This is a genomic window from Streptomyces odontomachicola (genome assembly GCF_039605595.1).
Taxonomy (GTDB): domain Bacteria; phylum Actinomycetota; class Actinomycetes; order Streptomycetales; family Streptomycetaceae; genus Streptomyces.
In genome coordinates this window covers 122,019-148,369 of sequence record NZ_JBCFOK010000018.1, presented here as the reverse complement: position 1 = coordinate 148,369, position 26,351 = coordinate 122,019, and the positions used below count along the sequence as shown (strand labels likewise).

Here is a 26,351-nt window from a genome sequence, read left to right as displayed (position 1 = left end):
ACTCTCGTCATGCCACTCGCACTGCTGGCCCTGGCCATCGGGGCCTTCGGGATCGGGACCACCGAATTCGTGATCATGGGTCTGCTGCCCCAGGTCGGCGCGGACCTCGGCGTCCCGGTGCCGACCGCGGGCCTCCTCGTGACCGGCTACGCGCTCGGCGTGCTGGCCGGGGCCCCTGTCATGACGGTCCTCGGCACCCGCGTCTCGCGGAAGAACATGCTCATGCTGCTCATGGGCCTGTTCATCCTCGGCAACATCGTCTCCGCGCTCGCGCCGGCCTTCTCCGTCATGCTGATCGGCCGGATCGTGGCCTCGCTCGCGCACGGCGCCTTCTTCGGCATCGGCTCGATCGTCGCCGCCGAGCTGGTCGCGCCGCACAAGAAGGCCGGGGCGATCTCGATGATGTTCACCGGCCTGACCGTCGCCAACGTCGTCGGCGTACCGCTGGGCACCTTCCTCGGCCAGAGCGCGGGCTGGCGGGTGACCTTCCTGGTCGTCGCCGGGCTCGGCGTGCTGGGCCTGGCCGGCATCGCCGCGCTGGTCCCCGACCTGCCCAAGCCCGAGGGCGTACGGCTGCGGGACGAGGTGCGCGCCTTCAAGAACGCGCAGGTCCTGCTCGCCATGGCGATGACCGTGCTCGGCTTCGGCGGCGTCTTCGCGGCGATCACCTACATCGCGCCGATGATGACGGACGTCGCGGGCTACGCCGGCTCCTCCGTCACCTGGCTGATGGTCCTCTTCGGCCTGGGCATGGTCACCGGCAACCTGCTCGGCGGGCGCTTCGCCGACCGGCGCCTGATGCCGATGCTCTACACCGCGCTGAGCGGCCTGGCCCTGGTGCTCGCGCTGTTCGTCGCCGGTGCGCACCACAAGGTCACCGCCGCCGTCGCCGTCTTCCTGATCGGGGCGCTGGGCTTCGCCACCGTGCCCCCGCTCCAGAAGCGGGTGCTGGACCACGCGCACGCCGCGCCCACCCTGGCCTCGGCGGCCAACATCGGCGCCTTCAACCTGGGCAACGCGCTCTCGGCCTGGCTCGGCGGGCTCGTCATCGCCGCCGGCTACGGCTACACGGCGCCCAACGCGGTCGGCGCCGTGCTGACCGCCGCCGCCCTGGTCCTCGCGGTGATCTCGCACCGCCTGGAGCGCGGCTCCCGCCGGAAGGCGCCCGCGCGGCCGGAGCGGCAGTCCGCCCCGGCGCCCGCGCCCGCCGCGCCGGACGCCGACCTCGTACGCGGCTGAGCCCCGCGGCCCCTGATATCCCCGTAGAACCACGGATCGCAGAACCGCAGATCCGTAGAACCACCCCGGAAGGACCCCTCCCATGAGCACCATCCCGAACGTGACGCTCAACAACGGTGTCGCGATGCCGCAGCTCGGCTTCGGCGTCTTCCAGGTCCCCGACGAGGAGACCACCGCCGCGGTCGCCAGCGCGCTGGAGGCCGGTTACCGCAGCATCGACACGGCCACCGTGTACGGCAACGAGCGCGGCGTGGGCCGGGCGCTGGCCGAGTCCGGCGTCGCCCGCGACGAGCTGTTCGTGACCACCAAGCTGTGGAACGACGACCAGGGCTACGACAGCACCCTGGCCGCCTTCGACGCCTCGCTGGAGAAGCTCGGCCTCGACTACGTGGACCTGTACCTCATCCACTGGCCGACCCCGGCCCGCGACCTGTACACGGACACCTGGCGCGCCTTCGAGAAGATCTACGCGGACGGCCGCGCCCGCGCCATCGGCGTCTCCAACTTCCAGGCGCCGCACCTCCAGCGCCTCATCGACCTGGGCGGCACCGTCCCGGCCGTCAACCAGGTCGAGCTGCACCCCGGGCTCCAGCAGAAGGAGCTGCGCGACTTCCACGCGGCCAACGGCATCGTCACCGAGGCCTGGAGCCCGCTGGCCCAGGGCGCGGTGCTCAAGGACCAGGCCGTGACCGACATCGCCGCCCGGTACGGGGTGAGCCCGGCGCAGGTCGTGCTGCGCTGGCACCTGCAGACCGGCAACGTCGTGATCCCGAAGTCGGTGACGCCCGAGCGCATCCGCCAGAACCTCGACGTGTTCGGCTTCGAGCTCACCGCGGGCGACCTGGAGGCCCTCTCCGCCCTCGACCGCGACCTGCGCACGGGCCCGCACCCCGACACCCTCAACTGAGCCGCACACAGGGCTGATTGCTCCAAGGCCGCCGCTCCCCGCTCACGCCGGGGGCGGCGGCCTTCCGCGTACGGGGTACGGCGTACGGGGTCACGCGGCGGGGCGGCGCGCGTACACCTCGATCTCGATCTTCATGCGCGGGTCGGCGAGTCCGCACATCAGCATCGTGGCGGCCGGACGCACCTCGCCGAAGCGGCGGCGCAGCACGGGCCAGCAGGGCTCGAAGTCCTCGCGGTCCGGCAGCATGTAGCGCACCCGCACCACGTCGGCGAAGGTGCACTTGGCCTCGGTGAGCGCGGACTCGATGTTGCGCAGGCACTGTTCGGCCTGCTCCACCACGTCGTCGGAGATCGTCATGGTGGCGTAGTCGAAGCCGGTCGTCCCCGACACGTGCACCCACTCGCCGTCCACGACGGCACGGGCGTACCCGATCTGCTCCTCGAACGCCGAACCGCTGAGGACCGCACGTCTCTCTGTCATGCGCGGAACGTTAAGCGCCCCGCATGCTTTCGTCCATTGCGCCTGATTCCTCACCGGCAGGTCCGTCCACGACAGGTGGCCACCACCGCTCAACCGAGCTCCTTCACGTACCAGTGCTCCGCGTCCCCGCCGGTGTTGTACGGGGCCGTCTCCCGGTAGCCGTGTGCGGTGTACAGGGCGCGGGCCTCGTGGAGTCCGGTGCGGGTGTCCAGGACGGTGCGGGTGGCGCCCAGGGTGCGGGCCGACTCCTCGGCCGCCAGCAGGAGTGCGCGGCCCAGTCCCGTGCCGCGGTGCGCGGGGCGTACGTACATCCGCTTGAGTTCCGCCGTGCCGGGGAGAGCGGGCAGCAGGCGCAGCCCCGCACAGCCGAGGAGCGCGCCGCGCTCGGTGCGGGCGAGCAGGAACTCACCGTGCGGGGGCGCCAGTCCGGTGTGCGGGTCGCGGGCCAGGACCGCGCGGATCTCGGCGTCGGTCGCCGGGCGGCCCGCCACGCGCCGGCCCACCTCGGCCACGTACTCCCACAGGAGCGCGGCGACGGGCGGGGTGTCGGGCGGTGCCGGGGTGATGGTCCATGGAGGCATGCGGGACATGGTCGGCGGGCGCTGCCGCGGGTGTCCACGGGGCGCCCGCCGGGGTCACGCCCCGATGCCCACGTCGGGGATTGACATATCAGTCGCGCGTCAACAGACGCCGCGCGGCGCGCCGTTCAGGCCGCGGTCAGGGCCGAGGGGGCCACGAGGGTGCGGCGGAGGCGGTTGAAGGGCTTGGGGCGGTTCATGGAGAGCACCGCGACCGGGGACTCCTGGCGGTAGTAGACGGCGGTGAAGGACCGGTCCTGCACGTCGCCCTCGACGATCCGCGGCCGCGCGCCGGGAGCGGCGTACCCGGCGAACTGCAGCCGCACCCCGAACTGGTCCGACCAGAAGTACGGCACCCGCACCGGCGGCGGCTCCGAGACCCCGGCCAGCAGGGTGCGGACCGCGCATCCGGCCTGCTCCATGGCGCTGGTCCAGTGCTCGACCCGCGCGTGCCGGCCGGTGAACGGGTCGGGGCGGCGGGCGACATCGCCGACGGCGACCACGTTCGGGACGCTGGAGGCGCACCCCGCGTCGCAGACCACGCCGTCGTCCACCGCGACCCCGGAGCCCGCGAGCCACTCGGTGACGGGCTGGACGCCGACGCCGACCAGCACCGTGTCGGCGGGCAGCACCTCGCCGCCGGCCAGGCACACGCCGGTGACCCGGCCCTCGCCGGTGAAGCCGACCGTGCGGTCCTGCACACGGCGCACCCCGTGGTCGCCGTGCAGGGTGTCGGCCAGCTCCCCCATCTCGCGGCCGAGCGCCCGCTCCAGGGGTACGTCGACGGGGTCCACGACCGTCACGTCCAGCCCCATCTTCCGGGCGGTGGAGGCCACTTCGGCGCCGATGAAGCCCGCGCCGAGGATCACCACGTTCCCGGGGCCGTTGCGCAGGTCGTCGCGCAGGGCCACGGCGTCGTCGAGGGTGCGCAGCGTGTGGATGCCGGCCAGCCCCTCGGCGCCGGGCAGCACGCGGGGCGTCGCCCCCGTGGCCACCACGACGCCGTCGGTGAGCACCTGGCGGCCGCCCGACAGCTCCAGGGTGCGGGACGCCGGGTCGAGGCGCAGCGCACGCTGCCCCAGCAGCCACTGGGCGCCCAGCACTTCGTAGTCGTCGCCGTCCGCGAGCTCCAGCGACTCGGCCTCGACCGCGCCGGACAGGAAGTCCTTGGACAGCGGGGGCCTGTCGTACGGGCGGTGCTCCTCGGCACCGACCACCGTGATCTCCCCGTCGTACCCCTCGGCGCGCAGCGCGCGCACCGTGCTCAGTCCGGCCAGCGAGGCGCCGACCACCGTGATGTTCTTCATGCGGGCTCTCCTACGGTGATGTGCAGCTTGATCTGGCCGTCGACCACGGAAACCGGGTGGGTGCGCACGGCCGCCTTGGCCGGCGGGCAGGTGGGGCGCCCGTCGCGCAGGTCGAAGAAGGAGGTGTGCAGCGGGCATTCGACGAAGCAGCCCTCCAGCCAGCCGTCGGCGAGGGAGGCGTCCTGGTGGGTGCAGGTGTCGTCGATCGCGTACACGGTGCCGTCCGCGTTGAAGACCGCGATGGGGGCCGGCACCCCCTCGGTGATGCGCAGGGACTCGCCGGGGGGCAGGTCCTCGAGTGAGCACACCGTGATCATGGAAACCTCCGGGTTCGGTTGCCCGATGGGGATCTGAAGAGAGATGCGCGACCGGTTCTCCGGTGGCCGGGCAGGCATGCGGGGCCACCGGTCCAGGGACCGGGTGAGGCGGGACGTCGGGGACGCTCAATGGAGATGATGTGCGCGGATGTTCGCGAGGAGCTGTTCCGCAATGCGCAACAGCGATCGCACTGCGCAACAGAATTTCTGGGTGCGCGGGGGGTTGTCAAGGGGTGACCCCGCGTAGAACTCCACTGGTCCGCGGCGCCTTTCGGGCACGGGAACGAAGCCGCAGCGCATACGCGTACGCGCGCGTAGAAACTCGTGCCGTACCACGGGGCCCGCAGAAGCGACCGGGGAAGCGGCCGCGACGCCCGTGAGCCCCGCGCTCCCGCGACCCCTTGACAGCCAACTCGCGGCTGCCGCACCGTCTCTCACAGCGCAACGGAATGCGCGATGCGAAACACCGGGCGGTGCCCGGCCGTTGGGACGCTTCGCGCACCGGGCGCCGGCTCCACCCGGTTCCCCGCAGGTCCCCGCACCGCCTCTCCCCGCTCCACCACAGCCCCTGTCCGCCGCGCGGCCCCACCGGCCGCGGGGTGGACACCCCTGCGCGTCCCGTCCGCACCAAGGAGCTCCCGCACCTTGACGAAAGGTGGCACCACGATGACCCTCACCAGCCTCCCGCCCAGCCTGATCGCCACGCTGCCCGGCAGCGCCTATACGGATCCCGAGTTCTTCGCGCGGGAACAGCGCTACCTCTTCGAGCGGATGTGGTTCTGCGCCGTGCGCGCCGACGAGCTGGACAAACCCGGCGCCTTCCGCACCGTGCAGGCCGGCCGCGAGAGCGTGCTGATCACCCGTGCGCGGAACGGCTCGGTGCGCGCCTTCCTCAACATCTGCCGGCACCGCGGCGCCCGCCTGTGCACCGAGGAGTCCGGCGAGGTCAAGCGCGCCTTCCAATGTCCGTACCACGCCTGGACGTACGGGCTCGACGGCAAGCTGGTGGCCGCGCCCAACCTCACCTCCATGCCCGACATCGACCGCGGCGCCTACGGTCTGGTCCATGTGAACGTGCGCGAGTGGCTGGGTCATGTGTGGGTGTGCCTGGCCGAGGACCCGCCCTCCTTCGAGGAGGAGGTGATGGGCGCGGTAGCCGAGCGGCTGGGCGACACCGAGGCCGTGGAGCGCTACGGCATCGAGAACCTTCGCGTCGGCAAACGCATCACCTACGACGTGGCGGCCAACTGGAAGCTCATCATCGAGAACTTCATGGAGTGCTACCACTGCGCCACCATCCACCCCGAACTCACCGAGGTGCTCCCCGAGTTCGCCGACGGGCTGGCGGCGCAGTATTACGTGGGCCACGGCGCCGAGTTCTCCGAGGAGGCCAAGGGCTTCACGGTGGACGGCTCCGAGGGTCTCGAGCGCATTCCGACCGTCTCCGAGGAACAGGACCGGCGGTATTACGCGATCACCGTGCGCCCGCAGGTGTTCATCAACCTCGTGCCCGACCACGTGATCTTCCACCGGATGTTCCCGATGGCACACGACCGCACCGTGGTTGAGTGCGACTGGCTCTACCTGCCGCACGTGGTCGAGGGCGGTGCGGACGTGGAGCGCTCCGTGGAGCTCTTCCACCGCGTCAATCAACAGGACTTCGACGCGTGCGAGCGCACCCAGCCGGGCATGGGCTCGCGCGCCTACGCCGGGGGCGGAGTGCTCGTACCCAGCGAGCACCACATCGGCGAGTTCCACTCCTGGCTCCGGACCCGGCTGGCGAAGGAGGAGGCGGAGGGCTGAGCCCGCCCCGGACCGGCCCGTCGGCCGCGCCCCTCGCTGTGAGGGTGAGGGGGGAGCGGCCGACGGGCCCCGCATCGGGGACGGGTACCCTCCGGGTGCCACGACAGCAGGAAAGGACGAGCTCCATGCGCGACAGGCACGACGGGCTTGAGAGGCCGGACATCGAGGGTGCGGACGAGGAGAAGCTGTCCGTCTCCGCGCCCAAAACCTGGGCCACCGGCGCACCGGCCGTCGCGCACGCCCTCCAGTACGCGCTGGGCCAGACCTCTCCGCGGCGTACGGCGCTGACGCTGCTGAACATCAACCAGGCCAAGGGCTTCGACTGCCCCGGCTGCGCCTGGCCCGACCCGGGGCCGAAGGAACGGCACTCCAACGAGTACTGCGAGAACGGCGCCAAGCACATCGCGGACGAGGCCACCTCACGCCGTATCACCCCCGACTTCTTCCGTCGGCACACGGTCGAGGAGCTGGGCCGCGCCACCGACCACTGGCTCAACCAGCAGGGCCGCCTCACCGAGCCGATGGTGCTGCGCCCGGGCGCCGAGCACTACGAGCCCATCGGCTGGGAAGAGGCGCTGGACCTGCTCGCCGAGGAGCTGCGCGCGCTGGAGAACCCGGACGAGGCGCTGTTCTACACCTCGGGGCGGCTGGCGAACGAGCCGGCCTTCCTGCTCCAGCTCTTCGCGCGCGCCTTCGGCACCAACAACCTGCCCGACTGCTCCAACATGTGCCACGAGTCCAGCGGCTCGGCCCTCAACGAGACGCTGGGCATCGGCAAGGGCAGCGTGAGCCTGGACGATCTGTACGAGGCCGACCTCGTGTTCGTGGTGGGCCAGAACCCGGGCACCAACCACCCGCGGATGCTCTCCGCGCTGGAGGAGACCAAGCGCCGGGGCGGCCAGGTCGTCGCCGTGAACCCGCTGCCCGAGGCGGGCCTCAAGCGCTTCAAGCACCCGCAGAAGGTGCGCGGCGTGCTCGGCCGGGGCACCGAGATCGCCGACCAGTTCCTGCAGATCCGCCCCGGCGGCGACCTCGCCCTCTTCCAGGCGCTGAACCTGCTGCTCCTGGAGGCCGAGGAGAAGGAGCCCGGCACCGTCCTGGACCGCGAGTTCATCGACGCGCACACCAGCGGCTTCGAGGAGTTCGCCGAGCACATCCGCGGCACCTCGTGGGACGCGGTGCTTCAGGACACCGGACTCACCCGCGAGCAGATCGAGGAGGTCCACGAGCGGGTACGGGGCAGCGGCAAGGTGATCGTGTGCTGGGCCATGGGCCTCACCCAGCACAAGCACGGCGTGCCCACCATCCGCGAGGTGGTCAACTTCCTGCTGCTGCGCGGCAACATCGGCCGCCCCGGCGCCGGGGTCTGCCCGGTGCGCGGGCACAGCAACGTGCAGGGCGACAGGACCATGGGCATCTGGGAGCGGATGCCCGAGCCCTTCATGGACGCGCTGGAGAAGGAGTTCCGCTTCAGCCCGCCCCGCGCGCACGGGCTCGACTCGGTGGACTCGATCCGCGCCATGCGGGACGGCAAGGCCAAGGTGTTCCTGGGGGTCGCGGGCAACTTCGTACGGGCCACCCCCGACAGCGAGGCCACCGAGGCGGCGCTGCGCAACTGCCGTCTCACCGCGCACATCTCCACCAAGCTCAACCGCTCGCACGCGGTGTGCGGGCGCACCGCGCTGATCCTGCCGACGCTCGGGCGCAGCGACCACGACGTGCAGGCGAGCGGCGAGCAGTTCATGACGGTCGAGGACTCCATGAGCGAGGTGCACTCCACCCGCGGTCGCCTCAAGCCAGCATCGCCGCACCTGCTGAGCGAGGTCAGCATCATCACGCGCCTGGCCCGCAAGGTGCTGGGCGACCGTGGGGAGGGACCCGCGATCCCCTGGGCGGAGTTCGAGGCGGACTACGACACGATCCGCGAGCGCATCGCCCGGGTGGTCGCCGGCTTCGAGGACTTCAACGCGCGGGTGCGCGAGCCGGGCGGCTTCCGCCTGCCCAACCCGGTCAACGAGCGGGTCTTCCGCACGCCGACGGGCAAGGCGAACTTCACCGCGAACGCGTACGAGGCCCCCGAGGTCCCCGCGGGCCATCTGCTCCTGCAGACCCTCCGCTCGCACGACCAGTGGAACACCATCCCCTACGCCCTCGACGACCGCTACCGCGGCATCAAGGGCGGCCGCCGCGTGGTGCTCGTCAACCCCTCCGACCTGCGCGAACTGGGCATCGCCGACGGCAGCACGGTGGACCTGGTGGGCGTGTGGAGCGACGGCGCCGAGCGCCGGGCCCCGAACTTCCGCGTGGTCTCCTACCCCACTCCCCCGGGCTCGGCCGCCTCCTACTACCCGGAGACCAACGTCCTGGTCCCCCTGGACAGCGTCGCCGACATCAGCAACACGCCGACGTCGAAGAGCGTGGTCGTACGGCTGGAGGCGGCGGACGGCGCGGCGGCGGAAGGCGGTTCCGTGGCGGACGACGCTTCCGTGGTGGGCGGCGCCTCTTGACCGACCGGTCGGTCACGGCTGAGGCTGTGGCCGACCCGAGGGAGGCCCCGTTGACGCGCCATCTGCCGCAGAGCCCGCAACTCGCCGCCGTACAGACGCACTTCACGGTGCCCACCGCGCTGGGCGAGGTGTCCGTACGCGTCATCGGAGACGGAGACGGGGGCTGGGGCGGAAGCGGGGGCGCCGCCGTCCTGCTGCTGCACGCCAACCCCGGCGACAGCCGCGACTTCGACGCGGTCCTCCCCGCACTGGCCCGCGAGGCGACCGTGGTGACGCTCGACTGGCCCGGCTTCGGCGGCTCCACCACGACCGCCCCCGCGCAGGTCACGGCGGAGGGACTGGTCACCGTGGCCGAGGAGGTCGTCGACGCGCTCGCCTCCCGTGGCCTGACGCGGCTCTCGGTGCTCGGCAACAGTGTCGGCGGGTACGTCGCCGCGCGGCTGGCGCGGCGCCGTCCCGCCGCGGTCGCCGGCGTGATCCTGGTCGACCCCGGCGGCTTCACTCCGCGCAACGCGCTCACCCGTTTCTTCTGCCGCACCGTCATGGGCCGCCCGCGCACCGCGCGCCTGCTGGCCGCGCCGCTGGCCCGCGCCTATCTGGGGCGGCTGCGCACGTCCAGTGCCCGCGCCACGTATGCGCGGGCGAAGCGACTGCGGTACGAGCGGGCCCGGTTGGAGACGCACTGCGCGCTCTGGCGGAGCTTCACCGAGCCCTCCTTCGACCTCGGCGGCGGCGCGGGCGGGCAGCCGTGCGTACCCGGGACCGTGCCGACGCTGCTCATCTGGGGGCGCCGCGACCCCGTCGTACCCGATCCGGTCGACGGGCGGCGTGCGCGTGCGGCGCTGCCGCATGCCACGGCGGTGCGTCTGCCCACCGGGCACGAGCCGTTCAACGAGAGGCCGCGCGAATTCCTCGGCCACGTGCTGCCGTTCCTGCGCGCCCGGACCGCGACCGGTGGGGCCGATCGTGCGGCCCACTGAGCCCGCAGGAGGGCCCCGCGAGGACCTTCGCGACGCCGCCGTACGCCTGGCGGCCGACGGGCCCGGCGCGGCTCGGGCGGAGAAGCGCCAGGAGGACGCCCAGCCGCCGCCGACCGCCCTGCTGGAGAGGTAGGAGTCGCGGAGCGCCTTGCGCAGCCCGGGCACGGCGGCGTCGAAGCGTTCCGCGAGCGCCCTGAACTCCCCCTTGTAAGCGCGCCGTTCCCAGGCGTCGAACACGCTGGTCACCTCGACCTCGGCTGGGCTTCCCGGCGGAGCCGCTTGCCGGAGCGGCGTCCCGCCCACACCACCGTGAGCAGGGCCAGGCCCAGGAGCGGGTAGCCCATCGCGACGCGGGCGACGGCCAGCCAGCCGGTGTGGTCGCCGTCGTACAGCCACTGCCACACGACGAAGCGCAGCGCGAAGACTGCGGTGAGGGCGAGCGTGGCGATGTCGTAGTCGCGGCGCGAGCGCCTGTCGCCGAGCCAGGCGGTCCCGGTCCCGTTCAGCGCGCCCCACACGATCCCGGCCAGCGGGCGGCGTACGGCGACCGAGAGGAGGAACAGCAGGCACAGCGCGAGGTTGGACCAGATGCCCATCAGGAAGAAGCCCTTGGCCGAGCCGGTCTTCCATGCCACGAACGAGGCGACCGCGACGCCGAACAGGCCGGAGAGCGCGGGCTGCAGCGGCTCCCTGCGCACCAGGCGCAGCACGCTGATCGCTACGGCGACACCGACGGCGGTCACGATGGCCGCGGTCAGGCCGAGCGAGGCGTTGGCGAGCACGAAGGCCGCGATGGGCAGCATCGTGTAGACCAGCCCGGTCGTGCCGCCCATCTGCTCCAGCAGGGCGGGCTTCGCCGCGGGCTCGGGCGCGGGCTCGGGCTCGGGCTCGGACTCCGGCTTGGGAGCGGTGGAAGGTATGGGTTCCGTCATGACGTGAGGTCACCTCACCAAGTGGGTGTGGGTTCGGGCGTCTTGCCGAAGGTGGAGATCACCGCAGGTGGCGGGCCAGGAAGGCGTCGGCCACGCGGTACATGTCGATGTTGTTCGCCGGGTTCACGAAGCCGTGGCCCTCGTCGTCCTTGACCATGTACTCGACGGCGACGCCGCGCTCCCGCAGCGCCTCCACGATCCGGTCGGACTCGGCCCGCGGCACGCGCGGGTCGTTGGCGCCCTGCACCACCATCAGCGGCGTACGGATGTGCTCGGCGCGGCTGAGCGGCGAGCGCGCCCACAGCTCCGCCGCCTGCCGCGGGTCCTCGGGGTCGCCCGCGTACCGGTGCCAGTTGTTGACCAGGTACGGCTTGGCGAAGTCCGGCACGCTGCGCAGGAACGTCACGAGGTTCGAGATCCCGCAGAAGTCGACGGCCGCGGCGAACACGCCCGGCGTGAAGGAGACCCCGACCAGCGCGGCGTAGCCGCCGTAGGACCCGCCGAAGACGGCGACCCTGTCCCGGTCCGCGTAGCCCTCGCGCACCGCCCAGTCCACGGCGTCGATCAGGTCGTCGTGCATCGCGCCGGCCAGCTCGCCGATCCCGGCCTGCTGGAACGCCTTCCCGTACCCGGCGGAACCACGGAAGTTGACCTGCAACACCGCATATCCGCGATTCGCCAGCAACTGCGCGGTCGGATCGAAGCCCCAGCTATCGCGGTGCCAGGGTCCGCCGTGCACCAGCAGCACCATCGGCAGCCGCGCGGGCTCCGCGCCCAGCGGGAGCGTCAGATACGCGGGCAGCCGCAGCCCGTCGCGCGCGGTGATGCTCACCGGCGTCATCGGCGCGAGCACATCGGGCCCCAGATGCGGCAGGGGCCGGAAGAGCAGCCGGCTCTCGCCGGTGGCGTGGTCGTAGAAGTACGTGACACCCGGATCGCGGTCGCGCGTGAAGGTGACCACCCACCGCTGCCCGCTCTCGTCCGAGGAGAGAGCGCCCACATCGCCCTCCGAGAGCCGCTCCAACTCCCCCAGTACGGCCGCGAAGCGCGGGTCCAGCGCGCGTATCACCTGCCGCTCACCGAGGTACCGCACCCCGAGCAGCTCCCCCGTGCCCCGGTGGCGGATGAGCGGCGAGGGCAGCGTGGGGAAGACGGCGGAGCGCGTGTCGAGGTCGTACGCGGGGTGCCCGCCGGGATGCCCGTCAGGGTCGCCTTCGACCTCCGTCTCCTCGCCGGTGGTCAGGTCGAGGCGCACCAGCCGGGTGCGGTCGGTGCCCCGGTTGGAGCCGAGCCAGACGCCGGTGCCGTCCGGGGTGAGCTCGAAGGGGTGGATGTCCAGCGGATAGTCGGCGCCGTCGAAGGTGATCACCGGGCGCAGCTCCCCCGTCGCCGCGTCCCACTCCGACAGCCGGATGTCGCCCTGTCCGGTGAGGGTGTGCGCGTAGAGCGCGCCGTCCTTCGCGTGCAGGAAGTTGCCGATGTGCCCCGGGTTCTCCGCCAGCAGCGTCAACTCGCCGGTGGCGATGGTGAGTTCGTGGAGGTCGAACTGCGCGGGGTCGCGGTGGTTCAGCCGTACGAGTGCCCTGCCCGGTCGCGCGGGGCTCGTCTCGAAGCCGACGGCCCGCGCGCCGGGGAACGGGGTGAGGTCGACGGCCGGGGCCTCAGGGTCCTCCAGGTCGACCCGGTACACGTGCCAGTTCTCGTCCCCGTCGCCGTCCTGCTCGTACAGCAGCCAGCGCGGGTCGTCGCACCAGTGGTAGACGTGCACGCTGCGCTTGTCGTCGGCGGTGACGCAGCGCGCCTCCGCCCGGCCGTCGCCGCCCTGTGCTGCGTCGATGGCCTCGACCCAGACGTTCAACCGCCCGCGCCACGGCGCCAGATACGCGATCCGCCTCCCGTCGGGCGAGATGCGCGCCCCCGCCCGCACGGGCGCCCCGAAGAGCTCCTCGACGGCGAGACGCCGAACGCCACGCGATGCCTGCACACTTGTCATGCGATTGATCCCCCGTTCTCTTCCTGTCGCCCGGTCGCTGTTGACCGGTCGCGGGCGCCGCGGCCCCGTCAGGTCACCGGATCGCCGAGCGCCCCTCCTGTGGCGGTGCGGATCGCCCGGGACAGCCGCCCGGCCAGCGCCGGTACGTCCTGGAACTCCGCGAGGTCGGCCCCGTCGAGGATCGCGGCCCCGATGTGCTCGTCCAGCACCCGCACCACGGAGGCTGCGGCCGCCGCGTGCAGCCGCACCTCCAGGTCCTCGGCCGTGCGCCCGAGGCGGTCGGCGACGATCTCCCGCAGCGCGCGCTCCGACTGGTCGCAGGCCATCAACCACGCGGTGCGCAGCGCCGGTTCGGTGTCCGCGAGCCTGATCATCTTCATGCCCAGCGCCTCGTCGGCCTGCGAGACCGGCGCCCCGTCGCGGAGCTTCGGCAGCTCGGCCTTCAGGTGCTCCTCCAGCGAACTGCCGTGCGGCCAGCGGCGCAGCACCGTGACCAGCGTGACGACGCCCTGCATGACGACGGGTTCGGCGCAGCTCTCCTTGCTGCGGAAGTGCCGCCAGATGGTGCGCGTCGAGAGCCCGACCGCCTCCGCGATCTGGTCCCCACTGGTGGCGGCGACCCCCTGCTCCCAGAACAGCCGCGCCGCCTCCCGGGAGATCTCCAGCCGCAGCCGCGCGCGCCGCTGCTCGCTCATGCCTCCCCCGCCGCGCTTCTCCTCGGTCGCCATGACGCCCGCGCCCCGCCTTCCTCTCGATGTCGTCAAGCGACAGTATGTCACTTAGTGACACACCGCAAGAGTGCTGCGCACGAGTGCCCGGGGATACGGCGGGAACGCGGTCGCACAGCGCGGTCGCACGGACGGGCCGGGGGTACCGCGCCGTCGCCCCGCAGCGCGGCGATTAACCCGCACGGGCGGCCCGGAGGACGGTGATTCGCGTCCGGCTCCATGGCAGTGTGAGGGCGACCCGATCAGGACAATTGCCTTTTAAAGGAGAGACCATGCGCCTTCTCACTGCCACCACCGCCGCCGCTGCCCTCGCGGGGGCGAGCCTCGTCGGTACGGCAGGCAGCGCCGCGGCGGAGGCGAACACCCTCAGCGACGCCACCCACCAGGCGGCCACAGCGGCGCAGATCACCGCCGACAACCTCAACCTCCTGCCCAAGGAGGCCAACAACACGATCGAGCTGGGCGGTTCCTAAGCGGCTCCCCGGTCCCCGACGGCGCCGTCGCCGGCGGGCACGCGCGGCCCGGCCTCCCGCGCGCACGCCAGCCGCGCGACCGCCGGGGCCGCCGCGCCGGCGAGCAGGAAGAGCAGGGCGAAGGCCAGCCATCCGTACGGCGCCCTGCCCAGCACGAGCGTGGTGCCCAGCACCGGGGCGGCCATGCCGCCGAGCTGGATCGAGGCGTTGAAGAACCCCTGGTACCTGCCGTGCGCGTGCTCGGGCGCGAGCGCGAAGACCAGCGACCAGGACCCCGCGCTGTAGAGCAGCTCGCCCGCCAGGTGGACGACCGCTCCGGCGAGCAGTACCGCGACGGCCCACCCCGCGGGCCGTCCCGAGGCCAGCGCGAAGACGGCGCAGCAGGCCCCGAGCAGCACGCCGGAGCGGCGCAACGCCCGTACCCCGCCCGCCAGTCGGGCCGTGCCGCGGCTGGCGCGCACCTGCAGGAGCACGATGCCGAGGGTGTTCAGCACCAGGATCGCCGAGTACACGCTCACCGGGGCCGCCGTGTGCTCGGCGATCCACAGCGGCAGCACCACGGTCAGCAGCCCGTCGTTCATCACCAGCAGCACGTTGAGCGCGGCGAACAGCACGAACGGGCGGTCCCGCAGCACGCCACGGGCCGGTACGTGTGCGGGGCGCGGCACCGGCGCGGTGCGCGGCAGGCGCAGGCATCCGAGACCGGCGGCGGCGAGCAGCGCCCCGCACACGAGGAAGGCCGTCGCGTACGCCGTACCGGAGTCGAGCTGGAGCACCAGACCGCCCAGTGCGGCGCCCAGCGACATGCCCGCGTTGGTCACCGCGTGCAGCGCCGCGCGTGCCCGCACACGCCCCGGGCCCTCCACGGTGTTCGCGACCAGTGCGCCGTAGACCGTCTCTGAGGCGGCGTGGAAGGCGATGGCCGCGCTCGCCGCGGCGACGAACGCGGCCATGTTCGCCGTGACCGCGTACGCCAGGGCCGCCGCTCCCTGGAGCACGCCGAGGACGACCGCGGTGGGCCTGGCCCCGCACGCGTCCGCGACCCGTCCGGCCAGCGGGCCCGCCACGGTGCCGCAGGCTGCGGCGACGGTCATGGCGAGCCCGGCCTGCTGGGCGGAGAGGCCGACGGTGCGGGTGGCGTACAGCACCCCCACCGACAGCAGGAAGCCGAAACCGGTGGCGCGCGCCGACTCGGCGGCCGCGAGCGTGCGTACGGGGCCCGGGAAGGAACGCAGCCACCGCAGGGCCGCAGCCCCTGCCCTCAACGTGCCGCCCTCGCGGGGCGTTGGGCGGTCGTTGCGGCGGGGCTTCGAGCGGCCGTTGCCGCTGAGCGCTGAGCCGTCGTTGCCGCGGGGCGCTGAGCGGTCGTCGCCGCAGGGTGCTGGGCGGTCGCCGGCGAGGTGCGGCAGGAGGTGCCGGGCCGCGGCGGGCGCCCGGTGAGCAGGTAGCCGGCCTCGTGGGCTCGGGCGCACGCGGAGTGCAGGATCCCGGTGTGCCCCTCGCCGTGCACGGTCAGCAGCCGCCCGCGCTCCATGCGCGCGGTGAGGCTCAGCGCCCAGGGGTAGGGGGTCGCGGGGTCCCCCGTCGTGTTGACCACCAGGATCGGCGGCGTACCGGAGATCCGGTGCGGGCGCGGCGGGTTGGCCGGGCGCACGGGCCATCCGAGGCAGCCGCTGGTCCAGTCCCAGAACTCGGAGTGGCGCCAGGTGTGCGGCGCCTCCGCGCGCAACTCGGCGACGCGGGCGCGCAGATCGCGCGGGCCGCGGACGCGCGGCGCGAAGTCGTGGCAGCCCACCGCGCGGTAGGCCGGGTAGCCGGGCTGGTGGTAGCCCGCCGCGCGGGCGAGTCCGGTGGCGTCGGCGCGGTGGCGCTCCGTTCCGTACGCCGCGGCCAGGGACTCCGCCAGGGACGGCCATTGCGCGCGGAGGGTGAGCTGCGCGTAGGCCCCTGCGGCCAGTTCGCCGGCGGTGGCGCGGCGGCCCAGCCCCGGCGCCGGCAGTCCGCCGCGGTCCCCGGCGCGCAGCACCCGGTCGTAGATCCGCTCCGGGTCCCGGCCGTGCAGGGCGCACCCCGTGTCGGTGCGGCACCATGCGGTGAAGCGCCGGAACGCGGCCTCCGTGGCGCGCGCCTCGTCCCTGGCGGCGCGCCGCGCGGTACGGCTGTGGTCCACGGCGCCGTCCAGGACCATGGCCCGCACCCGCTCCGGGTACCGCTCGGCGTACAGGGCGCCGATCTCGGTGCCGTAGGACAGCCCGAGCCAGGAGATCCGCGGCGCGCCGAGCGCCCGGCGCACCGCGTCCACATCGCGTACGACGCTCCCCGTGTCCACGTGCTCCAGCAGGGGTCCCGTGGCGCGGCGGCAGTCCTCCCCCGCCTGCCTGTTGTGCTTCCGCAGCCGCTCGTACCCGGCACGGGTGACGGGCGTGCGGCTCACGGACGGGTCGTGCAGCGGGGTGTGCCCGCAGCGGACCCGGTCGCTGTCGCCGACGCCGCGCGGGTCCATCCCGACGAGGTCGAAGCGGGCGCGGAGCGGGGCGAGTTCGGCGGCGTCGAAGGGCGGGTCGCCGCGCGCCACGTCCGGCACGGCGGGCCCGCCGGGGCCTCCCCCGTTGTAGAGCAGCGGCCCGATCCTGCGGTCCGGGTCGGTGGCAGGGAGGCGTACGAGGGCCAGCCGCGTGGTACGCCCGCGCGGCCGCTCCCAGTCGAGCGGCACCCGCAACGTGGCGCACTGGGCGCGGGGCAGCGCCTCCGGGTCCCGGCAGTCGTGCCACCTCAGGGGCGCGGGCGCGCGGGCGCCCGGCGCCGGGGAGTGCGCCGTTGCGGGAGGCGGGACGAGCACGGCGGCGAAGACCCAGGCCGCGGCCATCGCGAGGGCGCGGGTCACGCGGTGGGTCACTGCGCGTTCCCCGCATCCCGGTCAGGGACACCGTCCCCAAGTCCCGCGCCATCCCCGGCTCGCCCGCCACCCCCACCATGCGCGGCCACCGCCAGCAGGGAGCTGCCGAAAGGTGCGGGCAGGGTGCGGGTCAGCGCGTGTTCGGCGCGGCTCCATCCGTACAGGGCGGCGTTGAGCGGTCGGGGCGGCGGCTGGACGAAGGAGCTGTGCTCGGAGGCGGCGGCCCGGAAGAAGAGCCTGCGCGCGAACAGCGGCGGCACGGTCCACACCGAGCAGTAGCGCAGCGCGAGCACCCGCAGCCCCGCGCCCTCCAGTGCCGCACGCAGCGAGGCCCTGGTGTAGCGCCGGAAGTGCCCGCTGAGGGTGTCGAACTCGCTCCACAGCACGGGCAGCGCGGGCACCGTGAGCAGGAACCTGCCGTGCGGGGCGAGGAGCCGGCGCACCCGGTCCAGCGCGGCGCGCTCGTCCCCGATGTGCTCCAGGACGTCGAGCATGACCATCAGGTCGTGGTCGGCGGCGCGCGGCCTGCCCCGGAGGAAGTCCGCGACCTCGATGCGCGGCAGATGGGGCGAACCGGGGGCGAGCAGCGAGGCGTCGGGCTCGATGCCCTCGATGTCCCCCTCCTCGCGCAGGGACCGCCAGTTGAGCCCGTCGGCGCAGCCCACGTCCAGGATCTTGGCGTGGCCCCTGCGCCAGGTGCGGTGCCTTCGCACGGTGTGCTTGACGTTCTCCTCGCGCGCACGCCACCACCAGTGCCGCGCGTACATGTCGCTGTACATTCCGGCGTAACCGGAGTCCATCAGGGTGCTCGGCTCGCTCATGAGCGCTCCACGGGGTCGGTCGACGGGCGGGACTCGGCGGACGGGCGGGCCCCGGTCGGCGGGTGGGGCTCAGCCGACGGGTGCGGCCAGGTGCCGCGCAGCACGGTGAACGCCTCGGCCGCCGGCACGTCCGCGTGCGCTCCGTACAGTTCGGCCTCGGCGCGCATCGCCCGCAGGGAGCGGGGGTGGGGGAAGGCGCGCAGCTCGGAGGAGTAGCACTCCATCGCGGCGAGCTTGTCCTCGAGGGTGTCCTGTATCGGGGCGTAGAGCACGGGGTGGAAGCCGGGCCGTCCCCCGTAGCCCGCCTCGGTCGAGGAGAGCGTGGGGAAGCCGAGGAGCCAGCGGACCGTGCTGACGTGCGGCCGGCAGGCGATCATCGTGGCGCGGGCGGTGAGTTCGTGGTCGGCGTTGAGGTCGCCGCCGTGGTGGGTGTAGACGATGTCCGGTTCCGCCCGGCCGACCGACTCCCCCACGTACTGCGCCAGTTCCAGCAGCGGGTAGCCGTCGAGGCGGTTGTCGGCCAGGTCGAGGCGGCGGTATCCGGTGATCCCCAGGCGCTTGCAGGCGGCGGCCGTCTCGCGGCGGGAGAGGTCGGCGGTGTCCTCGCCGGCCTCGTCGGGGCCGCGTGACGTCTTGCCCTCGGCGAGGATCAGCACCTCCACCCGGTCGCCCGCCGCCGCGTGCCGGGCGAGGGTGCCGCCGACGCCGATCACTTCGTCGTCGGGGTGGGCCACGACGGCCAGCACGCGGCTCATACCAGGCTCTCCTTCAGCACGTCGGCCGCGCCCGGACCGCAGTTCACCAGCAGGTCGAGCGCGGACAGATGAGAGGTGAACCCGCCGTGCAGCTGCGGGTATTCGGGGTGCGCGTAGGAGAAGAACTCGACCCGTACGCCGTCCCGTGCGACCGCCTCGCGGTCCAGGTAGTCGCGGGCCTGCGGCCCCGCGATGAAGGTGTCGGCGCCGAACTCCCTACACAGCTCGGGGATGATGGTCTGCCGGTCCACCGGGGGCAGCCCCAGGTCGGAGAGCTGCCAGGTCGGCGTGGACACCCCCAGGGCGGCGGCGAAGTACGCGATGAGGGGGCGGCATGCTTCGTCCAGGGTCTCGTGGGCGGTGGCGTAGTAGTCGGCGAGGAACTCCGCGTGCAGGTCGAAATAGGGGGCCCGGCGGTAGGCGAGCTGGATGGCCTTCCAGTGCTTGCGCCGCCACCCGTCGTCCACCAGCCGGATCTCGTTCAGCGGCCGCTCGTCCCGTACGTCGCGGCCGGCCAGCGGCACGGTGAGCAGCATGGGGCCGTCGGCGGTGCCGATGCGGTTGCGGTGCAGCATGTTGCGGCGTCCGATGCGGCTGCGGTCGTGGAGGACGAACGCGTCGGAGCTCGCCATCTTGGCGAAGTAGCCCAGCCACGGCAGATACGCGGGCTGGTGGGCGCTGAGGACGGTCACCTCTCCCCCTCCCTGGTCGTGGACACGAGGCGGGTCGCCGCCGGCACGGCGCCCCAGTGGCGTTTGAACCGTTCCTGTCCCGCGCCCGCCGCCGAGCCCAGGTCCACCCGCCGCGCCCCGCGCCGCTCCAGCTCCTCCAGCGCGCTCCAGAAGGCGAGGTGCCCCGCGTTGGTGCGGCGGCCCTGCGCCGAGGTGAGCTGCATCAGGTGGTAGCCGGTCGCGGCGCCGAGGGCGAAGACCGTGGCGGCCTGCACGGTGCCCGAGCCGTCCTCGACCACGGAGGACACCGCGTCCCGGGCGGCGAGGACGTGCAGGTCCTGCGCCGTGTACGCGGAGGCGCCGCCGTTGCGGTCGAGGGTCTCGTGGTGCAGCGCGGCGAGCACCGGTGCGTGCCGCCCGCTCGCCGCCACGGCGCGCAGCCCGGCGTCGCGGGCCCGGCGCACAGCGGTGCGCACGCTGCCCCGCGCCGCCTCCCACGCCGCCGCGCTGCCCTGGGACAGGTCGAGCAGATGGGTGGTGGGCCCCGGCCGGGCCGGCCATTCGCCCACCCACGGCTCCAGCCGGGGTACGAGACCGCGCGGCGGCAGCAGGGTGCGCACCCCCGCAGCCCCGCCCGCCGCCGCGCCGATCCGCGCGGCGAGCCCCCGGAAGCCGGGAGCCACGCGGGGCTTCTCCTCGCTCGCGGGGCAGAGGGTCCCATAGCCGTAACAGCCGATCTGGGCCTGCCCGTCGGGGGTGCGGACGACCGGCACCAGCAGGTGATGCCCCTCCTCGGTACGCAGTTCCAGCGGCAGCAGCCTGAGCCGCGGGTCCCCGCGCAGCCCCAGCCGCAGCCAGTGCAGGGCGGCGAAGGGAAGCAGCGGCGCGTGGTCCCGTACCCGCTGGTCCCACCTCTCCGGATCGAGCAGCGTCACGGCGTCATCCGTCGGCAGGGCGCCGGTCATGCGGTCTCCCCTCGCGCGGCGGCGCGGTCGGCGGCGAGCAGGGCGCGCGCCAAGTGGTCGGCGTCCAGGCGGGGTTGGGGCTGTTTGGGGACGGTGAGGACGCGGCGCCACAGGTCGTCGGCCGCGGGCAGCGCGGTCGGCGCGTAGCGCGCGTACGGGCGCATGCGGTGCAGGGGGTACGGGTTCCAGGTGCTCGGTACGCCGTGTGCGGCCAGGGCGCGGGCGAACGCGTAGCGGTCTCCCCGGCGCCGGAAGGCGAGTTCGATCCCGTCGCACAGGTCGGGATCGCCGGGCATGAGGCGGCAGGTGCCGAGCCGCCCGTCGACGGCGGCGCGCACCCGCGCCCCGGTGGCGGCCGCCGCGGCCCGTCGCCGCGAGGCGGTGGCCAGCGTCCTGACGGCGGCCGCGGTCTGCCAGGGGTCAGGGGCCTCCCACCGCACGTCCTCCGGCTGTCGGGGCAGGTGGGCGGCCTTCGTGTCGGACCATCCCGGGGCCCGGCCGCGGCGGCGAACGGCGGCTGCCCGCACCGCGCCGGGCGCGTGCTCCACCAGCCATCGGCCGGCGGCCCGGCGCAGCGCGGCCGCTCCTCCCCGGTCCGCCGCGTGCGTGTCGGGCGCGGGGGGCGCGGCGAGCCAGGGGACGGCGTGCAGGAGCGCTCCGCCGCCGAGCGCGCCCAGCGGCTTGCCCTCGCCGAAGCTGAGCACGAGCGGCGGCGGGCTTCCCCCGGCGGTCCTGAACCGGGCCAGCACCTCGGGCGCGGGCAGCGCCTGGGCGAGGTCGAGCACCGGGGTGCCGCCGCGCCGCGTGATCTCCTCGGCGTGCTGGGCGTGTTCGTCCCTGCCGAACCCGTGGGTGAGCACCGCGATCCGTCCGTCCAGCCCGGCCGCCGTGTAGTGCGGGCCCTCGTGCTCGTCGGCGTCGACCAGTACGGGGGTGGCGCCGGTGGCGAGCACGGCGTCGATCACGGCGGGGCAGGTGAGGGTCGAGAGCACCACCTCACGCCCCGGCCCGGCCCCCAGCGCTCCGAGCGCCGTCCGCAGCGCGCCGCGCCCGGAGCTGGCGAGCAGGCACGCCGGCCGCCCGGAGGCCGCGCACAGCAGCTCCTCCAACGTCCGCTCCGCGGTCCCCGCGCGCCGCTGCCGCCAGACGCCCAGCGCGGTCGCCGGGCTCATCCGCGAGGGGTGCAGTTCGCCCAACGGGCGGGCGGGGGGCGGGACATAGCGCAGGTCGTCCTGCCAGTGCCCGTCCACGCCCGCCGTCGCCCCGTATCCGGTACGCGTCACCGCGCGGCCCCCAGCCCCGGGGACGGCTGCCCCTCAGGCGCCCGCCCGGCAGGCTCCTGTCCAGCGGGCGCCTGTCCGGCGGGTGTCACGGCCGTCCCCGTCCCGGCGAGCGGCCAGTCCGTGCGGTGCAGCCTGAGCGGCCAGGCCCCTCCTCCCCCGGCGTACCACTGGACGGTCTCACGCAGGCCCTCCGGGAGCTCGCGGCGCGGCTCGTAGCCGAGCAGGGCGCGGGCCTTGCCGATGTCGGGCCGGCGTCCGCGGATGTCGGGTCCGGCGCGCTCGGCGCGTACCAGCGGCGCCCCGGTGCCGCTCTCCTCCCGTATGCGCTCGGCCAGTTCGGCGACCGTCAGCTCGCAGCGGTCGTCGCCGATGTTGAACGCCTCGCCCTCGGCCGCCCCGGTGTCCAGGGTGCGGATCAGGCCGTTGGCGAAGTCCTCGGCGTGGCACCAGGCGCGCCGCTGCCGCCCGTCGCCGTGCACGGTCAGCGCATCGCCCGCCGCCGCCTGCCGGGCCAGTGCGCCCACCGCGTACGAGCCGCCGCGCAGCGGGCCGTACACGTTGAAGGGCCGCACCAGGGTGTAGGGCAGCCCGTTTTCGGTGCCGTGCGCCGCGGTGAGGGACTCGGCCGTGACCTTGCTGACCGCGTAGGACCAGCGCGGATCGTCGGTGCGCACCGCGAGCCACTCGCTCTCGGCCGCGCCCCGCGCGTCGGCCCCGTACACCTCGCTGGTGCTCAGCAGGACGAACCGGCGCAGGCCCGGCTGCCTGCCCGCGTAGTCGAGGCAGGCCGTGGTGCCGTCGATGTTGACGCGCAGGGTCTCCAGCGGCGCGGAGCGCACGGCGTCCACGCCGAGCAGGGCGGCGGCGTGGACGACGTAGTCGGCGGTGCCGCAGGCGTCCAGCGCGCCGGCCCTGGTGATGTCCGCGGTGACCGTGGTCAGGTGCGGGTCCCCGGTGAGTCCCGCGAGGTCGAGGGGGCTGCCGGCGACCTTCCGGTTGTCCACGGCGACGACGTGGTGTCCGCTGCGCAGCAGGCCCGCCGCGATCCAGGCGGCCAGGAAGCCGAAGCCTCCGGTGATCAGGGTGCGGGGGGAACTCCCCGCGGGGAGACGGTCGTTCACGGAGCGGTCCTTTCGCTGCGGGAGGTGCGCGAGGTGCGGGGCGCGCCGAGCGTGAGCTGCCGTACGGTGTCGATGACCCGGTCCTGGTCCCGCTCGCGCATCCCGCGCCACAGCGGCAGCGAGACCAGCCCGGGGAAGGCGGCGTCGAGCGTGTCCAGCGGGGTGCGCAGCCGCGCGGGTACGTCGCCGAAGGCGGGCAGCCGGTGCAGCGGGGTGTAGTGCACCTGACAACGGATGCGGCGCGCGGCGAAGGTCTCCAGCACCTCACGCTTGCCCAGCCCGAGGTGCGCGAGGTCGAAGACGACGGGGAAGAGATGGTGCGCCGAGCCGGGCCGCGGGCGCGCGGGCACCGTGCGCACCCCTGGCAGCCCGGCCAGCGCACGGTGGTAGCGGTGGGCGAGCCGTGCACGCTCCCGCCGCGACTCCTCGACGCGGCGCGCCTGCACCAGGCCGAGTGCCGCGTGCAGTTCGGACAGCCGGTGGTTGGCTCCCGGCTCCGGCACGGTGTAGGGCCAGGGCGCCAGGTCGTGGGCGTGCTCGCGCATCGGGGTCATGTGGTGGTTGCGGAACGACCGCAGCCGTTCCACGAGTTCGGCGTCGCGGCTGGCCACGGCCCCTCCCTCGCCGGTCGCGAGCGGCTTGACGGGGTGGAAGCTGAAGTAGGCGGCGCGCGCCGAGGGCCAGGAGCCCACCGGCCGCGCGGGGTCGCCGTAGTGCGCGCCGATGGCGTGGCAGGCGTCCTCCACCAGCAGCGCGCCGTGCGCCGAGCACACCGCGTCGAGCGCGGACATGTCGGCGGTGTGCCCCGCGTAGTGCACCGGCATCACGACGGTCGTCGCGTACCGGCCGCCGTTGCGCTCCAGCAGCTCCGCCACGTGCGCGGGGCTGAGCGTCAGGTCCCCGGCCGTGACGTCGGCCAGCGCGATGTCCCAGCCCTGGAGCAGCGCGGCGGCGGGGGCGGCGGCGAAGGTGAGCGCGGGGGTGACGAGCAGGCGGGGGCCGGCGTGCTCCGCGGCCAGCGCGTGCAGGAGCCCGTGCACGGCGGTGGTCCCGCTGGAACTGGTGACGGTGGGGGCGCCGGTGAGGCGGGCCAGTTCCGCCTCGAATGCGCGCCCGCGCTCGCCGTTGGTCCAGATCCCCGAGTCCAGGGCCGCCAGCAGCTCCTTGGCCTCCTCCTCGCCCCAGTGCGGGCGGGCGTACGGCAGGTCGTCGAGCTCGGTCAGGTCTTCGGGTCCGGTCGCTTCTCGGGGCTCGGTCGCGGCTTCGGGCCCGGTCACGCCTCGGGGCCCGGTCAGGCCTTGGGGCCCGGCCACGCCTCGGGTCCCCGCCACGTCCTCGGGGTCAGTCACGGAGTCCGCCTCCCGCGATTCCGGGGTCACAGGTGCGCGCCGGTGCCGGCGGTTCGTCGGGCGCCGCCCCGCCGGACAGCCGTGGCAGCAGCCACTCGCGGGTGCTCCAGCAGTTGCTGCGCCGCAGGTAGTCCTCCTCCTGGACCTCCAGCACCATGGACGCCCCGGGAGCCGCGCCGCGGCGCGCCGCGCGCAGCATCCGCTCCAGCAACTCCGGCCCGGCATCCCCGCGTTGGGGCGTCACCCCCTCATGGCAGACCCCGGCCCTGAAGGGCAGCGCCTGTCCGGCGAAGGAGGCGAAGTGCAGGTGGTGCACGGGCACAGGGGGCAGGGCGCCCGGGTCCCAGGAGGGGCGCCGCTGCCTGAGCTGGTCGAAGGAGGCCCACGTGGTGTAGGTGACGGCCCAGTGGCACAGGTCCCAGGTCGCGCCGATCCGGCGGGAGTCGAGGTCGCGCAGCGGCAGGTAGTCCTCGGGGGCGACGAACACCGGGTCGTAGTCGGTGCCTTCGGCGCCGATCACCGGCAGGTTCTCGACACCGATCCACAGCGGCAGCCCGTACAGGTCGGCGTCGAGTGCGGCGAGCCTGGCGACCACCTTGCGGCGGGCCGCCGCCACGTCGAAGTCCAGCCAGTCGGCCTGCTGCACGAACTGGTTGGCGTGCAGCACCACCCCCTCCGCGCCGTGCTCGGCGGCCGTACGGCAGAAGCGGCGCAGCATCGCCCAGGACTCGGGGTCGTTCACCCAGTCTGCGTTCTCGGTCGGGAAATGGCAGGTGAGCGGGGTGGCTCCCAGGTCAGCGGCGGTGGACAGCGCGGCTCGCAGCGCGTCCCAGCCCGCCTCGGAGGCCAGGTCGGCCCCGTCGAAGACATAGGCCTCAAGCCCTCCGGCCTCGCGCACCCAGCGCTTGTCGATCTGCTCGGGCCGCAGCCCGTCGAAGGTGATCTGGAGCGGCATTGCAGCGGCGGCGTTCCCTGTCCGGCTCATAGCTGCTCCACCTCCGGCGCGCTGAACCAGCCGCGGCAGTCCAGGACCAGGCGCGCGGCGTCCAGCACCAGCCGGGCGTCCACGTCCGCGTGGTCGGTCACCAGCATCACGGCGTCGGCGGCAGCGCACTCCTCCGCGGTGAGCTCGACCGGCGTGAAGTCCTCGCTCGCCCCTTCGGTGCCCAGCCAGGAGTCGGCGACCCGCACCTCGGCCCCGGCCGCCGCCAGCAGGGAACTGATCGCGTGGGCCGGCGCGTTGCGCGCGTCGGCGACCCCGGCCTTGAAGGCGCGGCCGAGGATGAGCACCCGGGAGCCCTCCAGCGGCGTGCCGTTGCGCAGCAGCCCCCGGCGCAGCCGCTCCACCACGTAACCGGGCATCGAGTCGTTGACGCGCTCGGCGGCCGCGAGCAGCGCGCTGGGGTGGCCGGCCTCCTCCAGCGCGTGGTTGAGGTAGTGGATGTTGTTGGGCAGGCAGTGCCCGCCGACGCCGGGGCCGTGGTGGAAGGGCATGAAGCCGTACGGTTTCGTGGCCGCCGCGTCCACCACCTCGCGGAAGGAGACGCCCATGGCGTGGGCGCCCTTGCTCAGCTCGTTGACGAAGGCGATGTTGACGTAGCGGAAGGTGTTCTCGCACAGCTTGGCGAACTCGGCGATCTCGCTGCTGGACACCTGGATCACGTCGTCGAAGACGGTCTCGTAGAACTCCCTGGCCAGCTTGGCCGCGCGGTCGTCGAGGCCGGAGACCAGCTTCGGCACGGAGCGCAGCGGCGTGCCGCGCCCGGGGTCGACCCGCTCGGGGCTGTAGCCGAAGTGCACGCTCTCGCCCGCCCGCAGGCCGGAGAGCCGCTCGAAGCGGGGCGCCACATGGCGGCGCAGCGCCCCCGGGTAGACGGTCGACTCCAGCACCACCAGCGCGCCGGGGGCGGCGGTGCGGGCGACCGCCTCCAGGGCGCCGTCCACCGCTCCGAGGTCGGGCTCTTTCGACGGGGTCAGCGGGGTGGGGGTCGCGATGAGGTAGACGTCGCTGCTGGGGGCCTGCGCGGCATCCCGTACGGGGCGGAGCCTGCCGCTGTCCAGTAACGCGCGGAGTTCGTGGGAGGGGACATCGGATACGTAGGACGTGCCGTCGACCAGTGCGCTGTAGCGGGTGGGGTCGGTCTCGGCCGCGTACACCGTGTGGCCCGCCGAGGCGATCGCCACCGACCCGGGCAGGCCGACATAGCCCTGCCCGATGACAGTTACCTGCACGGTTTCCTCGTTTC

Annotated in this window: 25 protein-coding genes; 7 read left to right on the top strand and 18 right to left on the bottom strand. The window is 73.8% G+C overall.

Translation table 11 applies throughout. The features are described 5' to 3' along the window. The first annotated feature begins 9 nt into the window (after positions 1 to 9). On the top strand, positions 10 to 1,239 hold the full coding sequence (locus tag ABEE00_RS29070) for an MFS transporter (protein ID WP_345748698.1): 1,230 nt from the start codon (positions 10 to 12) through the stop codon (positions 1,237 to 1,239). An 82-nt stretch (positions 1,240 to 1,321) separates the two neighbouring features. Next, the gene (locus ABEE00_RS29065; protein ID WP_345748697.1) at positions 1,322 to 2,146 is read left to right on the top strand and encodes an aldo/keto reductase; all 825 of its coding nucleotides are present in this window, start codon (positions 1,322 to 1,324) and stop codon (positions 2,144 to 2,146) included. Positions 2,147 to 2,236: 90 nt separating this feature from the next. Here the strand turns inward: ABEE00_RS29065 and ABEE00_RS29060 are convergent, their stop codons facing one another. From ABEE00_RS29060 to ABEE00_RS29045, 4 genes are all read right to left on the bottom strand, one after another. Continuing rightward, complete coding sequence (locus tag ABEE00_RS29060) at positions 2,237 to 2,626, bottom strand: RidA family protein (RefSeq protein WP_345748696.1); 390 nt, start codon at positions 2,624 to 2,626, stop codon at positions 2,237 to 2,239. Positions 2,627 to 2,715: 89 nt separating this feature from the next. Further along, positions 2,716 to 3,207, bottom strand: a complete 492-nt coding sequence (locus ABEE00_RS29055; RefSeq protein ID WP_345748695.1) for a GNAT family N-acetyltransferase — start codon at positions 3,205 to 3,207, stop codon at positions 2,716 to 2,718. A gap of 125 nt (positions 3,208 to 3,332) precedes the next feature. Continuing rightward, entirely contained in the window at positions 3,333 to 4,511 is a 1,179-nt protein-coding gene (locus ABEE00_RS29050) for an NAD(P)/FAD-dependent oxidoreductase (protein WP_345748694.1), read from the bottom strand. Further along, positions 4,508 to 4,828 carry a bifunctional 3-phenylpropionate/cinnamic acid dioxygenase ferredoxin subunit gene (locus tag ABEE00_RS29045; RefSeq protein WP_345748693.1) on the bottom strand — a complete coding sequence of 107 codons (321 nt, stop codon included), beginning with the start codon at positions 4,826 to 4,828 and terminating at the stop codon, positions 4,508 to 4,510. Before ABEE00_RS29045 ends, ABEE00_RS29050 begins: the two co-directional genes overlap by 4 nt. Positions 4,829 to 5,494: 666 nt before the next feature. Here ABEE00_RS29045 and ABEE00_RS29040 point away from each other — a divergent pair. The 4 genes from ABEE00_RS29040 (at position 5,495) to ABEE00_RS29025 (ending at position 10,251) form a co-directional block, all read left to right on the top strand. Continuing rightward, the gene (locus ABEE00_RS29040; protein ID WP_345748692.1) at positions 5,495 to 6,631 is read left to right on the top strand and encodes an aromatic ring-hydroxylating oxygenase subunit alpha; all 1,137 of its coding nucleotides are present in this window, start codon (positions 5,495 to 5,497) and stop codon (positions 6,629 to 6,631) included. A gap of 125 nt (positions 6,632 to 6,756) precedes the next feature. Then, positions 6,757 to 9,138 carry an FdhF/YdeP family oxidoreductase gene (locus tag ABEE00_RS29035; RefSeq protein ID WP_345748691.1) on the top strand — a complete coding sequence of 794 codons (2,382 nt, stop codon included), beginning with the start codon at positions 6,757 to 6,759 and terminating at the stop codon, positions 9,136 to 9,138. Positions 9,139 to 9,188: 50 nt separating this feature from the next. After that, complete coding sequence (locus tag ABEE00_RS29030) at positions 9,189 to 10,118, top strand: alpha/beta fold hydrolase (RefSeq protein WP_345748690.1); 930 nt, start codon at positions 9,189 to 9,191, stop codon at positions 10,116 to 10,118. After that, positions 10,105 to 10,251, top strand: coding sequence for a hypothetical protein (locus ABEE00_RS29025; RefSeq protein WP_345748689.1), 147 nt, complete (start codon positions 10,105 to 10,107; stop codon positions 10,249 to 10,251). Before ABEE00_RS29030 ends, ABEE00_RS29025 begins: the two co-directional genes overlap by 14 nt. A gap of 109 nt (positions 10,252 to 10,360) precedes the next feature. Here ABEE00_RS29025 and ABEE00_RS29020 read toward each other — a convergent pair whose 3' ends face one another. The 3 genes from ABEE00_RS29020 to ABEE00_RS29010 all read right to left on the bottom strand — a co-directional run bounded on the left by ABEE00_RS29020 (position 10,361) and on the right by ABEE00_RS29010 (position 13,771). Then, a complete protein-coding gene (locus ABEE00_RS29020; RefSeq protein WP_345748688.1) occupies positions 10,361 to 11,050 on the bottom strand; it encodes a DUF3159 domain-containing protein in 690 nt (229 codons plus the stop codon). 58 nt (positions 11,051 to 11,108) lie between these two features. Further along, positions 11,109 to 13,043, bottom strand: a complete 1,935-nt coding sequence (locus ABEE00_RS29015) for a S9 family peptidase (protein ID WP_345748687.1) — start codon at positions 13,041 to 13,043, stop codon at positions 11,109 to 11,111. Positions 13,044 to 13,111: 68 nt separating this feature from the next. After that, entirely contained in the window at positions 13,112 to 13,771 is a 660-nt protein-coding gene (locus ABEE00_RS29010) for a TetR/AcrR family transcriptional regulator (RefSeq protein ID WP_345748686.1), read from the bottom strand. Between the two features lie 272 nt (positions 13,772 to 14,043). On the opposite strand from ABEE00_RS29010, the gene ABEE00_RS29005 reads away from it, so the two are divergent. Next, complete coding sequence (locus tag ABEE00_RS29005) at positions 14,044 to 14,244, top strand: hypothetical protein (protein WP_345748685.1); 201 nt, start codon at positions 14,044 to 14,046, stop codon at positions 14,242 to 14,244. Here ABEE00_RS29005 and ABEE00_RS29000 read toward each other — a convergent pair. The 11 genes from ABEE00_RS29000 to ABEE00_RS28950 are packed head-to-tail and all read right to left on the bottom strand — an operon-like array spanning position 14,241 to position 26,337. After that, positions 14,241 to 15,509 carry an MFS transporter gene (locus ABEE00_RS29000; protein WP_345748684.1) on the bottom strand — a complete coding sequence of 423 codons (1,269 nt, stop codon included), beginning with the start codon at positions 15,507 to 15,509 and terminating at the stop codon, positions 14,241 to 14,243. The two genes, ABEE00_RS29005 and ABEE00_RS29000, sit on opposite strands and share 4 nt — an antisense overlap. Beyond that, complete coding sequence (locus ABEE00_RS28995) at positions 15,506 to 17,140, bottom strand: alpha/beta hydrolase (RefSeq protein WP_345748683.1); 1,635 nt, start codon at positions 17,138 to 17,140, stop codon at positions 15,506 to 15,508. The genes ABEE00_RS29000 and ABEE00_RS28995 overlap by 4 nt, the downstream gene beginning before the upstream one ends. Then, positions 17,137 to 17,961: a class I SAM-dependent DNA methyltransferase gene (locus ABEE00_RS28990; RefSeq protein WP_345748682.1), complete on the bottom strand. Its 825-nt coding sequence runs from the start codon at positions 17,959 to 17,961 to the stop codon at positions 17,137 to 17,139. The genes ABEE00_RS28995 and ABEE00_RS28990 overlap by 4 nt, the downstream gene beginning before the upstream one ends. Next, on the bottom strand, positions 17,958 to 18,716 hold the full coding sequence (locus ABEE00_RS28985; RefSeq protein ID WP_345748681.1) for a PIG-L deacetylase family protein: 759 nt from the start codon (positions 18,714 to 18,716) through the stop codon (positions 17,958 to 17,960). Before ABEE00_RS28985 ends, ABEE00_RS28990 begins: the two co-directional genes overlap by 4 nt. Beyond that, positions 18,713 to 19,408: a WbqC family protein gene (locus ABEE00_RS28980; RefSeq protein WP_345748680.1), complete on the bottom strand. Its 696-nt coding sequence runs from the start codon at positions 19,406 to 19,408 to the stop codon at positions 18,713 to 18,715. The genes ABEE00_RS28985 and ABEE00_RS28980 overlap by 4 nt, the downstream gene beginning before the upstream one ends. Continuing rightward, entirely contained in the window at positions 19,405 to 20,352 is a 948-nt protein-coding gene (locus tag ABEE00_RS28975) for a GNAT family N-acetyltransferase (protein ID WP_345748679.1), read from the bottom strand. The genes ABEE00_RS28980 and ABEE00_RS28975 overlap by 4 nt, the downstream gene beginning before the upstream one ends. Further along, entirely contained in the window at positions 20,349 to 21,635 is a 1,287-nt protein-coding gene (locus ABEE00_RS28970; RefSeq protein ID WP_345748678.1) for a DegT/DnrJ/EryC1/StrS family aminotransferase, read from the bottom strand. The genes ABEE00_RS28975 and ABEE00_RS28970 overlap by 4 nt, the downstream gene beginning before the upstream one ends. After that, on the bottom strand, positions 21,632 to 22,756 hold the full coding sequence (locus ABEE00_RS28965; RefSeq protein WP_345748677.1) for an NAD-dependent epimerase/dehydratase family protein: 1,125 nt from the start codon (positions 22,754 to 22,756) through the stop codon (positions 21,632 to 21,634). The genes ABEE00_RS28970 and ABEE00_RS28965 overlap by 4 nt, the downstream gene beginning before the upstream one ends. Then, entirely contained in the window at positions 22,753 to 24,105 is a 1,353-nt protein-coding gene (locus tag ABEE00_RS28960) for a DegT/DnrJ/EryC1/StrS family aminotransferase (RefSeq protein ID WP_345748676.1), read from the bottom strand. The genes ABEE00_RS28965 and ABEE00_RS28960 overlap by 4 nt, the downstream gene beginning before the upstream one ends. Then, positions 24,098 to 25,090 (bottom strand): sugar phosphate isomerase/epimerase family protein, encoded by a 993-nt coding sequence (locus tag ABEE00_RS28955; protein WP_345748675.1) that lies wholly within the window; start codon positions 25,088 to 25,090, stop codon positions 24,098 to 24,100. Before ABEE00_RS28955 ends, ABEE00_RS28960 begins: the two co-directional genes overlap by 8 nt. Continuing rightward, on the bottom strand, positions 25,087 to 26,337 hold the full coding sequence (locus tag ABEE00_RS28950; protein WP_345748674.1) for a nucleotide sugar dehydrogenase: 1,251 nt from the start codon (positions 26,335 to 26,337) through the stop codon (positions 25,087 to 25,089). The genes ABEE00_RS28955 and ABEE00_RS28950 overlap by 4 nt, the downstream gene beginning before the upstream one ends. Between the last annotated feature and the right edge of the window lie 14 nt (positions 26,338 to 26,351).

What these genes read in the sequence shown, in the direction of transcription:
- ABEE00_RS29070 (WP_345748698.1), top strand. Translation starts at nt 10, where the DNA reads ATGCCACTCGCACTGCTGGCCCTGGCCATCGGGGCCTTCGGGATCGGG.
- ABEE00_RS29065 (WP_345748697.1), top strand. Translation starts at nt 1,322, where the DNA reads ATGAGCACCATCCCGAACGTGACGCTCAACAACGGTGTCGCGATGCCG.
- ABEE00_RS29060 (WP_345748696.1), bottom strand. Translation starts at nt 2,626, where the DNA reads ATGACAGAGAGACGTGCGGTCCTCAGCGGTTCGGCGTTCGAGGAGCAG.
- ABEE00_RS29055 (WP_345748695.1), bottom strand. Translation starts at nt 3,207, where the DNA reads ATGCCTCCATGGACCATCACCCCGGCACCGCCCGACACCCCGCCCGTC.
- ABEE00_RS29050 (WP_345748694.1), bottom strand. Translation starts at nt 4,511, where the DNA reads ATGAAGAACATCACGGTGGTCGGCGCCTCGCTGGCCGGACTGAGCACG.
- ABEE00_RS29045 (WP_345748693.1), bottom strand. Translation starts at nt 4,828, where the DNA reads ATGATCACGGTGTGCTCACTCGAGGACCTGCCCCCCGGCGAGTCCCTG.
- ABEE00_RS29040 (WP_345748692.1), top strand. Translation starts at nt 5,495, where the DNA reads ATGACCCTCACCAGCCTCCCGCCCAGCCTGATCGCCACGCTGCCCGGC.
- ABEE00_RS29035 (WP_345748691.1), top strand. Translation starts at nt 6,757, where the DNA reads ATGCGCGACAGGCACGACGGGCTTGAGAGGCCGGACATCGAGGGTGCG.
- ABEE00_RS29020 (WP_345748688.1), bottom strand. Translation starts at nt 11,050, where the DNA reads ATGACGGAACCCATACCTTCCACCGCTCCCAAGCCGGAGTCCGAGCCC.
- ABEE00_RS29015 (WP_345748687.1), bottom strand. Translation starts at nt 13,043, where the DNA reads ATGACAAGTGTGCAGGCATCGCGTGGCGTTCGGCGTCTCGCCGTCGAG.
- ABEE00_RS29010 (WP_345748686.1), bottom strand. Translation starts at nt 13,771, where the DNA reads ATGGCGACCGAGGAGAAGCGCGGCGGGGGAGGCATGAGCGAGCAGCGG.
- ABEE00_RS29005 (WP_345748685.1), top strand. Translation starts at nt 14,044, where the DNA reads ATGCGCCTTCTCACTGCCACCACCGCCGCCGCTGCCCTCGCGGGGGCG.
- ABEE00_RS28990 (WP_345748682.1), bottom strand. Translation starts at nt 17,961, where the DNA reads ATGAGCGAGCCGAGCACCCTGATGGACTCCGGTTACGCCGGAATGTAC.
- ABEE00_RS28985 (WP_345748681.1), bottom strand. Translation starts at nt 18,716, where the DNA reads ATGAGCCGCGTGCTGGCCGTCGTGGCCCACCCCGACGACGAAGTGATC.
- ABEE00_RS28975 (WP_345748679.1), bottom strand. Translation starts at nt 20,352, where the DNA reads ATGACCGGCGCCCTGCCGACGGATGACGCCGTGACGCTGCTCGATCCG.
- ABEE00_RS28955 (WP_345748675.1), bottom strand. Translation starts at nt 25,090, where the DNA reads ATGAGCCGGACAGGGAACGCCGCCGCTGCAATGCCGCTCCAGATCACC.